The organism is Veillonella parvula (assembly GCF_001553335.1).
Classification (GTDB): Bacteria; Bacillota; Negativicutes; order Veillonellales; family Veillonellaceae; genus Veillonella; species Veillonella parvula_S.
On sequence record NZ_KQ960801.1, the window covers coordinates 1 to 13,376 of the forward strand.

Consider the following 13,376-nt stretch of genomic DNA (forward strand, 5'->3'; position numbering starts at 1 on the left):
CTGTCATCGTCCACCAAAGCAAACGGTTATCTTCGGATGACCGTTTTTTAGTATGTAAAAAGTATATATGGGTATAAAAAATACATATAGTCATGTAGATAAATATAGGAGTACAACTGTTATAGTTGTACTCCTTTTGTTGTAATGCTTATATAGTTTTATGTAAAAAATATATAGTTGCTATGGTTGTACTTTCAAAATATATAGTTAGTTATTGTTATATCTAAAAAATATAAATTATATTATAGTCACATCTGGAAACTACATATTTAACGTGGTGCATACATGATGATATAAACGCCTACAAGACAGACAAGACCACCGATGATATCGTATGTATCTGGCCGTAATCCGTCTACAAGCCAACCCCAGAGGATGGATAGGGCGATAAATACGCCGCCGTAGGCCGCGTACACCTTACCAAAGCTGGCTTCTGGTTGGAAGGTGGGGATGATGCCGTATAAAAATAAAATAAAAGCACCTGCGATTAGGTAAATAGGTCCTTTGTCGTCACGCATATAGAGCCATACGAGATAACCGCCACCGATTTCCGCAAGTCCTGCTAGTATAAAGAATAGAATAGATAAGAGCATTGTAACCTCACTGTATTCTTACTGTATTAATTGAAATCTATTCTCTATTGTACAACTTAGGACAATAGAGGGCAATTGTTTTGTATAGATAGGTCATTTGTTGTTTATAGTAAAACCCCGTACACCAAAAGGTATACGGGGTTCTATTAGTTATTATAAACGTGGTGGTGATTCGCTGTGCACATAATCCATGAAGGTATGCATGGTTTCTGTTTTAGAATTATTCTTTTTAAATGCGAAGCACACTTGCAGTTTGAATGGTTTTTCTAAAGGTACAAAGCCATCATTGATGTTTAAAGACGTTAAAATTTGGCGTGCTACGATGCAACCAGATTTATTCTTTTGACAGTAGTCAATCATTGTATATGGATTGGATAGACGGCTACCGCGGATGTGTAGGTTTTGTTGACCGTTCCCAACATAGTTTTTTAATGTGCGATACATAAAGTATTTAGGTGGATACATGAGCAGTGGTTGTTGCTGGATAGCTTTTAAACTGGCTGTTTCCATACCGTTCACTAAGTTTGGTGCATAGTATACAAATTCGTCTTCTCTAAGCGCGGTGGATTCGTATGCGGACATATCCTTATTATTAGGTAAATAGAGTAATGCAATATCGATGCGGTTTTCTCGTAAGTCGAGCATCAATTCTTCTTCTTCCATATCGTAAATACTAACAGAGAATTCAGGATGGTTTTGGAAGAAGTGGGAAACGTAACCGTTTAGACGGATATCCCCAAGACTACGTAATACGCCAATATTTAGAATTGGGCGTTCAACCTTGCTAGCCAAACGAATGGATTGGATAGCTCGTTCCAATGTGTCGAGAACTTGTTCTGCTTCTGGTAGGAATAACTCACCTTCTGGTGTTAAACGGCTACCTCTTGTAGAACGGGAGATTAATTTCACACCAACTAAACGCTCTAATTTTTTCATTTGAGCGCTGAAAGCTGATTGTGTAATATTCATAGATTGTGCAGCTAATGTAAAGCTTCCTGTTTTATTATAGGTAATAAAACTTTGTAGCTCTTGCATTGTAGGTAACTCTTTCATGTTATTCCCCCAACTTAGACATAAGACTCCAATGATACCTATTACCTTACTTATCCATATTGTAGCATACTATAATTGATTTTTCATCTAAATCTATAAAATATGATGAAACATGCACAATCGATATAGTGCGTCGTATTATCGTAAAAAAGTGTAATTCAAAATTGTGATTATGCACTTATTTCAATGACTTTCACAAGTATCGATAATTGACATAACTAGATGAAAATGATATTATACTTGGGTACCATTATGTATAGGTACAGGTTTATTTTAATCTTATGAGGTGATAATCACATGGCAACGAGAAGAGAGGCTCGATTCAAACTTTGTCGTCGCTTTGGTGTGAACGTATTCGGTCACGCAAAAGCCTTGAATCGCGTCAAAAAAGACCAACGTCAGAAAAAAATGTCTGAGTATGGCACACAATTATTAGAAAAACAAAAAGTTAAAGCTTACTACAACTTGCTAGAACGCCAGTTCGTACGCTATTATGATAAAGCGAAAAAAATGCAAGGTGTTACAGGTCAAAACATGTTGATCCTTTTGGAACAACGCCTTGATAACCTTGTATATCGCATCGGCTTTGGTAACTCCATTCGTCAAGCTCGTCAAATGGTAAACCATGGCCACATCTTGGTAAACGGTCGTCGCGTAGACATTCCTTCCTTCTCCTGCAAACCAGGCGATGTAATCGAATTGCGCGAAGCATCTCGTGATAACGAAATGTTCAAAACTAACTTCCAAGAACTTCGTTCTTTCGAACTTCCTTACATTGAAAAAGACTTGGAAGGCTTCAAAGCTACTTTCACTCGTCTTCCTCAACGTGAAGAACTTCCTATCGAAGTTAACGAAACACTTATCGTCGAATTGTACTCCAAATAATTTGGCGCTATTGCCCGCAGTGCTATGCACTGCGGGTTTTTGTATGTTGTGGGTATTGTTTATAAAAGTAGAGCTATCATAAAAAATTAAATTTTAGAGTTTAATCGAGTATAACCTATTATAATAGCAGTGCTTATGATTATTCCAAATCCACATATAAAAAATATATCATGTAAAGGTAATACATTTGCTAAGCTTGTAAATATAGTTATTGATAATATTGATCCAATAGAAAAACCTGTACTTACAGAACCGCTAGCTAATGTTAACTCTTCCTGTGAAAAAATAGATTGTATATATGCATGGACTAAAACAACGGCTGTAAATAATAATATTTCAGATATGCTATATAGAATATAAAGTTCTTCTATTGTTTTTATATAACCTATGCAAAAAATACTTCCCCCATATAGTAAAAAAAGAGGAAACAAAATCTTTTTAAAACTCGTTACTAAGTTAATGGTGAAATATTTAGCAAGAATTCCAAAAACAATGAATGATGCCAGCCTAGAGATTGTTTGTGTATATCCATACTGACTATCAGTTAAATGTAAGATATCTTTAATAAATATTAATAGTAGAATCGGAATACACATATAAAATATTCTAGCTAATATACCCAAATAAACTATAAAATTAATTTTTTTGTTTAGGAATAATAATTTATATCCCTTTATTAAAAGTTGAATTCGATCATATATGTTTTGTCTAATAGTTTTTTGGGAGATAGTTGAGTATGATTGTATTTTCACATTTCTATTTAATTGATAAAGTAGGTAGGCTGAAATAATATAAGTAATTGCATCAATAACGAATACCATCGTTAAAGAGTAATTAATTATAACGCTAAATAATAAGGAACCACTTATCAATGCAAAACGATTAATAGACCGGAGCAGTGCATTAAATTTGACTAGATCATTTGTAATATTAGGTATAAAAGAAAGTCTAGCGATTCCTAAAATTTTATTATTAAAACCTATAAGAAAAGCTATGATATATACTAGATAAAGGTTATCTATGAAAATAAAAATTAATAATATAAAACCCGAAACTATTTCAGGAACTACCATAGACCACATTAAGCCTTTTTCTTTTACAAGTATCCCTAAAAATGGGCCTAATAACATTCCAACTAATAATGTTGCTATCGTAACTGCCCCTGTATTAAAAGGACTGTGGGTGGTATTAAATATATATGTTATAAAGCCTAGTGTTGTTGCAGTGCTTCCCATTGTTGAAAAAAATAGAGCACTATTTAAGAGAAATGAGTTTTTATTTTCTAGATTCATATTATCATCTCCTAGATTATAGAAGTACAGATATAATATGTGTTGTTTTACAAAATCTAAATTAAACTTTTATCAATTTTTGATATTATATATTCATAATTCTATATAAATATATAAATTTCCTGCACAATATAAAGTTATATGTAATATAAGTAGGTTTTTGCTAAGGCAAGATAATAAAGGGGACTATTCATTCTTTATTATTTAGAGGAGATTAATGGATTTTATACGTGTTGAGTTAGAAGAAAAATATATTGCTGATGTTGAGTCTCGAGAGGAGTGTATTGCCTTTAGTGTGTATATTAAAAGTGGTGATTTTTCCGGACGAGGCACATTTGTTTATACTGTAAATCAATTTAGACAATTAATCAGTCAACTCAAAATTAATATATATTACATTAGATGGAGAGGTTCGTATTGCTTATGATGATTCGGATGATTATGTCCATATTATATGCAAATCATATGGACATATAAAAGTAGACGCTCAATTGGGAGGTAGTTGGCGTGATAATTGGGTTAAACTTGTTCTTAATACTGATCAGACCGTATTGAATGAGGTAATACAGCAATGTAATTCTATATTAAAAAATTAATTTGATGATAGCGTATAACTACTAAATTTTAATTGACACAAACCCATAAAATCTGTATACTATTTTGAGTAAGCTTTAGTCGTGTTTCCATTAGCCCCGGAAGCAAAGGACAAGCTGATTTTGGTAGAATTATGACGTTATTAGGAGGATATGCAGCATGAAAACTACATATATGGCCAATCCGAACACAATCGAACGGAAATGGTATGTTGTTGACGCTGAAGGTAAAACTTTAGGACGCCTTGCTGCCGAAGTTGCAAAAGTTCTTCGGGGCAAAAATAAACCAACTTTCACACCACACGTAGACACTGGTGACCATGTGATCGTTGTAAACGCAGAAAAAATTCGCGTAACTGGTAAAAAATTGGAACAAAAGGAATACTTCCGTCACTCTGGTTACCCAGGTGGTTCCCGTTTCACTAAATTGTCCATGATGCTTGAAAAACAACCTGAACGTGTTGTTGAAATGGCAGTTCGTGGCATGCTTCCAAAAAACAAATTGGGTGCACAACAATACCGTAAATTAAACGTATACGCTGGCCCTGAGCATCCACATGCAGCTCAAAAACCAGAAGTGTTAGAAATTTCCGTACGATAATCTAGAGGGAGGAATATATAATGGCAGTAGCACAATATTACGGCACTGGTCGTAGAAAATCTTCCGTTGCTAGAGTTCGTCTGGTACCGGGAACAGGTAAAATCACTGTTAACAAACGTGAACTTAATGATTATTTCGGTCGCCAAACTTTGGAATTGATCGTAAAACAACCTTTGAACTTGACTAACACAGTTGAACAATATGATGTTATCGCAACTGTAGCTGGTGGTGGTCCTTCCGGTCAAGCTGGTGCAATTCGTCACGGTATTTCCCGTGCGTTATTGGACGTAGATGGCGAACTTCGTCAATCTTTGAAAAAAGCTGGCTTCTTGACTCGTGACCCACGTATGAAAGAACGTAAAAAATACGGTCTTAAAAAAGCCCGCAAAGCAAGCCAATTCTCCAAACGTTAATATTGGGAATACAGGATATTACACCTGCAGACAATGTCTGCAGGTGTTTTTGCATCATATATAGTTTTTAACTTAGATTATATTTATCTTAAGTTTTAATTCATAGGATTATTTAATTCTATCATTTACACAGACATTTAATTCTCCTATAATAGAGATATAATCGAATTTTTTCGAAAATAGATTTTCATATAGGAGAACTCATATGATTTATAATACAATTCAGTACGTAGTGGACAACGGCATTGGTACGTTGACCTTTAATCGTCCGACGGTAGCCAATGGTTTTAATATCGAGATGTGCAAGGAGATTCTTGAGGTTTTAGATAAAGCTCATAATGATGAAAGTGTTCGTGCATTGCTTATCAATGCAGAGGGGAAGGTGTTCTCTGCGGGTGGCGATTTAACAGAGATGGAGCGCGCTGTAAACGAAGGGGATACTGAGTCTTTATTTGAAATCGTTGAGCTAGTAGCTGAGATTTCTATGGCTATGAAGAAGTTACCAAAACCTGTTATCATGAGCCTTCAAGGGGCTGCAGCAGGTGCTGCCTTCAATATGGCTTTGGCGGCAGATTTTGTTGTAGCTGCTAATAACGTACGCTTTATTCAAGCCTTTGTAAATGTTGGCCTTGCTCCTGATGCAGGCGGTTTATTCTTGTTGACGCGTTCTATTGGTATGAACCGTGCTATGCATATTGTCATGACCGGTGAAGCCGTATCTGCTGAAAAGGGTAAGGAACTTGGCTTTGTGTATAAGGTTTGTGAATTAGAAGATTTAGAGACTGCTACAAGACGCCTTGTTGAGAAGTTGGCAAAAGGGCCTGCACAATCTTACCGCGTTATGAAGGAAATGATGTGGAATAGCTTCTTAGCGGGTTGGGAAGAGTACAAGAAGTTTGAAGTAGAGAACCAATGTAAATTAGGTCTTTCAGAGGACTTCAAAGAAGGAGTCCGTGCGTTTACAGAGCGTCGCCGTCCTAAATTTGGTCAACAATAATATTGATTTATGAATATACGGAATGGAATTTCCTGTAATTCATAAGAAAATACAAATATAATTAGAACCGATGTGGCTCCAACTATTGAGTTACATCGGTTTTGCTTTCATTACACAGAAAAAGTGTATATAATAGAACTATTGAAATAGTTTTAGGAGGTCATTATTACATGGCTCAAGATACAATTAAATGTTATGACAGCCCTAGCGATGTAGTTCAAGCATTGGCAGAGGATTTTATTGCTTTTACCAACGAGGAAATCAATCGCACTGAAACGTGTGTTGTTGGTATTACGGGCGGGACTGTTATTAATGGTTTATTAGAATTGCTTAATTCCCCAGAATATATTGAACGCCTAAATTGGGAACGCATATTCTTTGTGTGGACTGATGAGCGATTCTTGCCGCAATCTCATGAGGATAATTACTTCAATCGCGTGAAACCTTACTTGTTGTGTAAGGCGAAAGGGGCGGCTCATTTCTTGCCAATTAATACAGATTCTAAAACTGTAATAGAAGCGGCAGCGGAATACGAGAAAGAGGTTAAGAATGTTCTCAAGGCTTGTAAAAAAAGTGGACTAGATTTGGCATTGCTCGATCTTGGCGAAGATGGTCATACAGCCGGTCTATTTGCAGGTTCTCATGCATTGCGTGTCACAGATCAAGAGGTGGTAGCCGTTGAGGATGGAAAGGTATGGGAACGTATTTCTATGACCTTTTCGTTCTTAGCAAAATCCGATGCTATTTGGTTTACCGTAACTGGTGAAAGTAAGCGAACTGCTTTGACAAAGGTATTGTATCAACGCGAAGATTACGAGGATTTACCTTGGGAAAAACGCATTGGTCGTGTATTGCCTGGAGCGGTGCTTTCACAAGAAGCCATGACCTGGTATGTGGACAAGGCAGCCTATGATGATGTACACTAAAGAGTATAAGTAGTAGTAAAAATAAAGGAGATACATATGGGGTCTATAGGAACACCTGAATTAATAGTTATATTAGTGATTGCTCTAGTTATCTTCGGACCTGGTAAATTGCCTGAAGTCGGTAAAGCTATTGGTAAAGGCATCAATGAGTTTAAAGATGCTATTTCGGGGCCTAAAAAGGCTGTTGATGAAACGAAAGAAGCCGTTAAGAAAGCGACTACTATCGATGTGACAGCAGGGGCTAAGAACGACGATAAACATAAAGAAGCTAACGATTAATAGGAGGTAACACTATGTGCAAAGATTGTGGTTGTGGCGAAGATAATGGCGTTGTAACAAAGGTATTTACTGTACCGGGGATGATGTGCAACAACTGTAAAGAAACAGTTGAAGGTGCATCTCTAGGTTTGCCTGGCGTATTAAGTGCAGAAGTAGATTTGCCAGAAAAGACTGCTACTGTTTCTTTTGATCCAACAAAAGCATCTGTAGAAGTTATTACAAAAGCCATTGAACGAACTGGCTTTGAAGTGGCAGGCGTTGCAGACGGTGTACAAAAACATAGTCATGGATTACTAGGCACTTTGAAACGTCTCTTCAAATAATCGAACCGATGGAGCTGTATTGAAACCTTGTTTCGATGCAGCCCTTTTTTGTTTAAAGAGGTAATACGATGATACGTAAGTTTGATGCTAAAAATTTTAAGTGGGATGGTATCGAAACCTTGGTGTATAAGCAAGATGGTAGTCCTTTTAAAGATGTAACACGTCAAGTATTATACGATGGGGCTTATGATATTCCATGTCAATTCCGCTATTTTGAATGCTTGCCTGGGGGCTATTCCACCTTAGAATATCATGAGCATACTCATATGGTTATGATTTTCCGTGGTAAGGGGCAATTGTTATTAGGCGATGAGATTCATGATGTAAAATCTGGCGACTTTATCGAAATTCCCGGTAACACAATCCATCAATTCCGAGCTAATAAAGGGGATTATATTGGATTCCTTTGTTTAGTTAATCAAGATCGAGATAAGGTAAAATTATTATCCCCTGAAGAAATGGATGCGTTAAGAGCAAATCCTAAGATCAAAGAATTTTTGGAAAGTTGTTAAGCCTAATGGAGGTTCTATGAATACTTTTACACGAGCGGCCCTTACCGTTTTAGTGGGCCTCGTCATTTGGTTTTTACCTCATACAGAGGCAATCAAGCCGGAAGGTTGGCATTTATTAGCTATCTTTACGGCTACTATTGTGGGCTTTATATTGCGACCTTGGCCAACGGGCATTATGGCGCTTTTTGGTATTGTTGTAGCCGTAGCCACTAACTCCATCACTATGGTACAGGCACTAGGTGGCTATGCAGAAGCGAATGTGTGGCTTATCGTAGCAGCCGTATTCTTTTCTCGCGGTATTATTAATTCTGGCCTTGGCAAGCGCATTGCGTACACCTTGATTCGCTCCTTTGGCACAAGCTCATTAAAGCTTGCCTATGCTTTGGCTTGTACAGATTTGATTATTTCTCCAGCTACACCATCTAATACGGCGCGTGGTGGTGGTATCGTATTCCCCATCGTACAAAATATTTCCTTAGCATTTGACTCTGAACCATATGGTAATACGGCTCGCCGCATTGGGGCGTACTTGATGACGACGGCACATACTATTAACACCATTACAGTAACGATCTTCTTGACTGCATGTAGTGGTAACTTGCTTATTACGTCCTTAGGTGCTAAACTGTTTGGCTATGATATATCTTGGTGGGAATGGTTCCAAGCCGGTGTGATTCCTGGTGTGATTTGTATGATTTTGATGCCTTGGTTTATCTATAAAATCTATCCACCAGAAATCAAGGAAACACCAGAGGCTGCAGCAATGGCTCAAAAAGAACTAGATGCTCTTGGACCTATTACGAAGGCCGAAATTTCTGTTGCAATTATTTTTGTTCTTTGTATCTTACTTTGGGCTACAGCAATTTGGACTAAGCTTCATCCTACAGTAGTAGCGATGATGGGGGTTCTGGCGTGTGTTGTGACTGGCTCTCTTACTTGGGAGGATATTTTGGGTGAACGCACTGGTTGGGATATCCTCATCTGGATGGGTACGCTTGTAGGCATGGCTGGGCTGCTTGGCAAACTCGGTGTAGTAGCTGTCTTTGCAGATTTTGTAAGTCAACATTTAGCTGGCTTTGACTGGTTCTGGGCGTCCTTTATCATTTCTGCTACCTTTGTGTACTCTCAGTATTTCTTCGCCAGTGGTACGGCGCGTATTACGGCTTTGTTCTCCGCCTTTGCAGCCATTTTAGTGGCGATGGGGGCTCCTATTCCGTTTACGATATTGCTCTTTGGTTTGATGAACAGTCCTGGCTGTACATTGACTCACTATAGTTCGGGTGTAACACCGATCTTCTTCGGTGCTGGTTATGTGCCACAAGGTACGTGGTGGCGCGTAGGCCTTGCTATCTCTGTGGTGAGCTTCCTCATTCATTTCTGGGGCGGCACCTTTGGTATGTGGCTCTTTGGTATCCTATAATATATTTAATCCCTCACTACGGTGAGGGATTTTTCTTGTTATATCTATATTTTTTATACCTTACTAGGTTTGCTATAGTTTTTGGGTATGGTGAACTTCACAAAAAAACTATGATGAATCTATAGAATTTATTGTGAATTATCTTGCGCGGGATAATATAACGTGTTATTATTATTCCGTGATTAATATTACAGAATATTTTAGGAGGAAACATGTTAGGTTTAGTCATTAGCTTATTGATTATTGCGCTAGTCGTGATTATTAATGACATTCGAATTATGAACAACAACTTAACACGTTTTTGTCTTAGAAGTTCCGCGAATGGTTTAATATACAATCAATAAGATTTGACTATATGGTTTGTTTCTTATGTGTATATTTTCCAAGGGGTACATAGGATTATTTATGTATATAGGAATTCTGTAAACAAAAGGAATATCATTTGTAAACTTTTAAGACGATTCATTGGAATCGTCTTTTTTTATGCGTCGTGAAAGCTGTCCAAGTGGATGCTTTCAAAAGTGAGGAGATTAACATGAGTTGTAGAAGTGACAATTTGAAAACAGGCGTAGCACGTGCACCACACAGATCTTTACTAAAAGCTCTAGGTTTTGTTGATGAAGAAATGGGTAGACCCGTCATCGGTATTGCCAATTCTTTCAATGAAATCATCCCTGGTCACGTAGGCCTGAAAAATATTGTACAAGCCGTAAAAGACGGTATCCGCAACGCAGGTGGTGTGCCAATCGAGTTCAATACTATCGGTATTTGTGATGGTTTGGCAATGAACCATATCGGCATGAAATACTCCTTAGTTACACGTAATATCATTGCAGATTCCATCGAAGCTACTGCTATGGCTACACCATTCGATGCGATGGTATTCATTCCAAACTGTGATAAGGTGGTGCCAGGCATGTTGATTGCAGCTGCTCGCCTTAATATCCCATCTGTATTCGTATCTGGTGGGGCTATGCTCGCTGGTGTACATAAAGGTAAAAAAATTGGTTTGTCCGACGTATTCGAAGCCGTAGGCAAACATCAAACTGGTGAAATGGATGATGTTGAGTTAGCTGATATCGAAAATACGGCATGTCCTACATGTGGCTCTTGCTCTGGTATGTATACGGCAAATACAATGAACTGCTTAACAGAAGCTCTCGGTATGGGCCTTCCAGGCAATGGTACAATTCCAGCGGTATATTCTGAACGTTTGCGTTTAGCAAAATTAGCGGGTATGCAAGCGGTAGAGGTATTAAAAGCAAACCTTCGCCCTAAAGATATTATGACTCGTGAAGCCTTTGAAAATGCGGTAGCTCTTGATATGGCTTTGGGTGGCTCCTCTAATACGGCGCTTCATTTACCGGCTATTGCTCACGAAGCAGGTGTACCATTATCCTTAGACGATTTCGATCGCATCGCCCAAAATACACCTCAATTATCTAAATTATCTCCATCTGGCGTATATTTCATTGAAGACTTGTACGCTGCAGGTGGTGTATCTGCCGTGTTGAAACGTTTAGCAGAAAATGGTCGCCTTCATACAGATTGCAAAACTGTTGCTCTTAAAACACAAGGTGAAATTGCAGCGGCAGCTCATGTTGTGGATGAAGATGTTATTCATCCATGGGATAATCCAGTACATGAAACTGGTGGTATCGCGGTTCTCAAAGGTAATCTTGCTGTAGATGGTTCCGTTGTAAAAGCCGGTGCTGTAGATGCAGATATGCTTGTTCACTCTGGTCCAGCAAAGGTATTCAACAGCGAAGAAGAAGCGGTTGAAGCTATTACGGGCGGTAAAATCGTAAAAGGTGATGTTGTAGTTATCCGTTACGAAGGTCCTAAAGGCGGTCCTGGTATGCGTGAAATGTTGACTCCAACATCTATGATTGCTGGTATGGGTCTAGATAAAGATGTAGCTTTGTTGACAGATGGACGCTTCTCTGGTGCGACTCGTGGTGCATCCATAGGACATGTATCTCCAGAAGCAGCTGCAGGCGGTACCATTGCTATCGTTGAAGATGGTGATATTATCAACATCGATATTCCAAACGGTAAATTGGAACTAGCTGTATCTGATGATGAAATCGCTCGTCGTAAAGCTGCATTGAAACCATTCAAATCCAATGTAACTGGATATCTTAAAAAATACGCTCTTCACGTATCCTCTGCTGCACAAGGTGCTATCGAAGTATTTGAAGACTAATACTCGACTTTCATTTAATACTAACTAGAGGAGACCGTGTCTATGTATAAGTTATATGATTTTATGGAGGCTCGTGAGCGCTTGAGCACAATCACTGTGAAAACGAAGTTACTTCATAGTGATGTGTTTTCTGACGAGTGTGGCAATGATGTATACATCAAGCCAGAAAACCTGCAAATAACAGGCTCATTTAAGGTTCGTGGAGCTTATAATAAAATTGCAAAACTAACAGAAGAAGAAAAGGCGCGCGGTGTTATTGCTGCGTCTGCCGGTAATCATGCACAAGGCGTGGCCCTTGCTGCGAAACGTCTTGGCATTAAAGCGACTATTGTCATGCCGAAACATACACCTCTTATCAAGGTGAATGCTACAAAACAATACGGTGCAGATGTTGTACTATTTGGCGAGATTTATGACGAAGCCTATCAAAAGGCGATGGAGTTGCAAAAAGAACACGGTTATGTGTTCGTTCATCCCTTTAATGATGAAGATGTCATCGAAGGGCAAGGTACGATTGCCCTTGAGGTTCTTGATGAATTGCCTGATGCGGATATTTTGCTCGTTCCTGTTGGGGGCGGTGGTATCGTATCTGGTATTGCGGCTGCGGCGAAATTAAAAAATCCGCGCGTTAAGATTATCGGTGTAGAACCAGAAGGTGCAGCGAGTGCTCTAGCCGCCTTAAAGGCTGATCATCCTGTACCTCTCGATGAAGTGGCGACGATTGCAGATGGTACGGCAGTACGTCAAATTGGAGAAACTACATTAGAATATATCAAGCAATATGTAGATGAAATTATTACCGTTTCTGATTATGAATTGATGGAAGCATTTTTATTGCTTGTTGAAAAACATAAGTTAGTAGCAGAAAACTCTGGTATTTTGCCACTTGCTGGTCTCAAAAAATTAGAGTGCCGCGGTAAAAAGGTGGTAGCTATCGTCAGTGGTGGTAATATCGACGTACTAACTATATCGTCAATGATTAATAAAGGTCTCGTATTGCGTGGCCGTATCTTTACCTTCTCCGTTAATCTTCCTGATAAACCTGGCCAGTTAGTGGCTGTATCTCAAATGTTAGCCGATGCAGATGCAAATGTTATTAAACTCGACCATAATCAGTTCAAAAACCTTGACCGTTTCCATGAAGTGGAATTGCAAGTAACGGTAGAAACAAATGGTGAAGAGCATATCCAACACATTATTGATACTTTCAAACATAATGGTTACATTATTAAACGTTTAAATTCCAGCGAGATTTTATCTGAATAGCTGGGTGAAAGGGTTCC

The 13,376-nt window shown here is 38.4% G+C and carries 14 protein-coding genes and 1 pseudogene; 12 read left to right on the forward strand and 3 right to left on the reverse strand.

The genetic code is table 11. The features are described 5' to 3' along the window. Positions 1-269: 269 nt before the first annotated feature. Positions 270-593 carry a YnfA family protein gene (locus HMPREF1865_RS07030; protein WP_008714961.1) on the reverse strand — a complete coding sequence of 108 codons (324 nt, stop codon included), beginning with the start codon at positions 591-593 and terminating at the stop codon, positions 270-272. Between the two features lie 153 nt (positions 594-746). After that, entirely contained in the window at positions 747-1,646 is a 900-nt protein-coding gene (locus tag HMPREF1865_RS07035) for a LysR family transcriptional regulator (protein ID WP_004696868.1), read from the reverse strand. 297 nt (positions 1,647-1,943) lie between these two features. On the opposite strand from HMPREF1865_RS07035, the gene rpsD reads away from it, so the two are divergent. Continuing rightward, complete coding sequence (gene rpsD / locus HMPREF1865_RS07040; protein ID WP_004695181.1) at positions 1,944-2,531, forward strand: 30S ribosomal protein S4; 588 nt, start codon at positions 1,944-1,946, stop codon at positions 2,529-2,531. A gap of 86 nt (positions 2,532-2,617) precedes the next feature. Here the strand turns inward: rpsD and HMPREF1865_RS07045 are convergent, their stop codons facing one another. Continuing rightward, positions 2,618-3,823, reverse strand: coding sequence for an MFS transporter (locus HMPREF1865_RS07045; RefSeq protein ID WP_058948076.1), 1,206 nt, complete (start codon positions 3,821-3,823; stop codon positions 2,618-2,620). Between the two features lie 217 nt (positions 3,824-4,040). Between HMPREF1865_RS07045 and HMPREF1865_RS09740 the strand changes: the two are divergent. From HMPREF1865_RS09740 to ilvA, 11 genes and pseudogenes are all read left to right on the forward strand, one after another. Then, positions 4,041-4,419 (forward strand): annotated as a pseudogene (locus tag HMPREF1865_RS09740) (WapI family immunity protein). 157 nt (positions 4,420-4,576) lie between these two features. Next, positions 4,577-5,017, forward strand: a complete 441-nt coding sequence (gene rplM / locus HMPREF1865_RS07055) for a 50S ribosomal protein L13 (RefSeq protein ID WP_004695186.1) — start codon at positions 4,577-4,579, stop codon at positions 5,015-5,017. Positions 5,018-5,037: 20 nt separating this feature from the next. Then, positions 5,038-5,430 carry a 30S ribosomal protein S9 gene (rpsI, locus tag HMPREF1865_RS07060; RefSeq protein WP_004695188.1) on the forward strand — a complete coding sequence of 131 codons (393 nt, stop codon included), beginning with the start codon at positions 5,038-5,040 and terminating at the stop codon, positions 5,428-5,430. 205 nt (positions 5,431-5,635) lie between these two features. Next, a complete protein-coding gene (gene fabM / locus HMPREF1865_RS07065) occupies positions 5,636-6,427 on the forward strand; it encodes a trans-2-decenoyl-ACP isomerase (RefSeq protein ID WP_058948075.1) in 792 nt (263 codons plus the stop codon). Positions 6,428-6,597: 170 nt separating this feature from the next. Beyond that, on the forward strand, positions 6,598-7,353 hold the full coding sequence (pgl, locus tag HMPREF1865_RS07070) for a 6-phosphogluconolactonase (protein WP_058948074.1): 756 nt from the start codon (positions 6,598-6,600) through the stop codon (positions 7,351-7,353). 36 nt (positions 7,354-7,389) lie between these two features. After that, the gene (locus HMPREF1865_RS07075) at positions 7,390-7,632 is read left to right on the forward strand and encodes a Sec-independent protein translocase subunit TatA/TatB (protein WP_004695192.1); all 243 of its coding nucleotides are present in this window, start codon (positions 7,390-7,392) and stop codon (positions 7,630-7,632) included. A 14-nt stretch (positions 7,633-7,646) separates the two neighbouring features. Continuing rightward, entirely contained in the window at positions 7,647-7,955 is a 309-nt protein-coding gene (locus HMPREF1865_RS07080) for a heavy-metal-associated domain-containing protein (RefSeq protein ID WP_021148497.1), read from the forward strand. Between the two features lie 68 nt (positions 7,956-8,023). Further along, a complete protein-coding gene (locus HMPREF1865_RS07085) occupies positions 8,024-8,467 on the forward strand; it encodes a cupin domain-containing protein (RefSeq protein WP_058948073.1) in 444 nt (147 codons plus the stop codon). Between the two features lie 16 nt (positions 8,468-8,483). Further along, the gene (locus HMPREF1865_RS07090; RefSeq protein WP_058948072.1) at positions 8,484-9,887 is read left to right on the forward strand and encodes a DASS family sodium-coupled anion symporter; all 1,404 of its coding nucleotides are present in this window, start codon (positions 8,484-8,486) and stop codon (positions 9,885-9,887) included. 535 nt (positions 9,888-10,422) lie between these two features. Continuing rightward, positions 10,423-12,093: a dihydroxy-acid dehydratase gene (ilvD, locus tag HMPREF1865_RS07095; protein ID WP_060919670.1), complete on the forward strand. Its 1,671-nt coding sequence runs from the start codon at positions 10,423-10,425 to the stop codon at positions 12,091-12,093. 42 nt (positions 12,094-12,135) lie between these two features. After that, entirely contained in the window at positions 12,136-13,359 is a 1,224-nt protein-coding gene (gene ilvA, locus HMPREF1865_RS07100; RefSeq protein ID WP_024061815.1) for a threonine ammonia-lyase, read from the forward strand. Positions 13,360-13,376: the final 17 nt, after the last annotated feature.

What these genes read in the sequence shown, in the direction of transcription:
- HMPREF1865_RS07030 (WP_008714961.1), bottom strand. Translation starts at nt 593, where the DNA reads ATGCTCTTATCTATTCTATTCTTTATACTAGCAGGACTTGCGGAAATC.
- HMPREF1865_RS07035 (WP_004696868.1), bottom strand. Translation starts at nt 1,646, where the DNA reads ATGAAAGAGTTACCTACAATGCAAGAGCTACAAAGTTTTATTACCTAT.
- rpsD (WP_004695181.1), top strand. Translation starts at nt 1,944, where the DNA reads ATGGCAACGAGAAGAGAGGCTCGATTCAAACTTTGTCGTCGCTTTGGT.
- HMPREF1865_RS07045 (WP_058948076.1), bottom strand. Translation starts at nt 3,823, where the DNA reads ATGAATCTAGAAAATAAAAACTCATTTCTCTTAAATAGTGCTCTATTT.
- rplM (WP_004695186.1), top strand. Translation starts at nt 4,577, where the DNA reads ATGAAAACTACATATATGGCCAATCCGAACACAATCGAACGGAAATGG.
- rpsI (WP_004695188.1), top strand. Translation starts at nt 5,038, where the DNA reads ATGGCAGTAGCACAATATTACGGCACTGGTCGTAGAAAATCTTCCGTT.
- fabM (WP_058948075.1), top strand. Translation starts at nt 5,636, where the DNA reads ATGATTTATAATACAATTCAGTACGTAGTGGACAACGGCATTGGTACG.
- pgl (WP_058948074.1), top strand. Translation starts at nt 6,598, where the DNA reads ATGGCTCAAGATACAATTAAATGTTATGACAGCCCTAGCGATGTAGTT.
- HMPREF1865_RS07075 (WP_004695192.1), top strand. Translation starts at nt 7,390, where the DNA reads ATGGGGTCTATAGGAACACCTGAATTAATAGTTATATTAGTGATTGCT.
- HMPREF1865_RS07080 (WP_021148497.1), top strand. Translation starts at nt 7,647, where the DNA reads ATGTGCAAAGATTGTGGTTGTGGCGAAGATAATGGCGTTGTAACAAAG.
- HMPREF1865_RS07085 (WP_058948073.1), top strand. Translation starts at nt 8,024, where the DNA reads ATGATACGTAAGTTTGATGCTAAAAATTTTAAGTGGGATGGTATCGAA.
- HMPREF1865_RS07090 (WP_058948072.1), top strand. Translation starts at nt 8,484, where the DNA reads ATGAATACTTTTACACGAGCGGCCCTTACCGTTTTAGTGGGCCTCGTC.
- ilvD (WP_060919670.1), top strand. Translation starts at nt 10,423, where the DNA reads ATGAGTTGTAGAAGTGACAATTTGAAAACAGGCGTAGCACGTGCACCA.
- ilvA (WP_024061815.1), top strand. Translation starts at nt 12,136, where the DNA reads ATGTATAAGTTATATGATTTTATGGAGGCTCGTGAGCGCTTGAGCACA.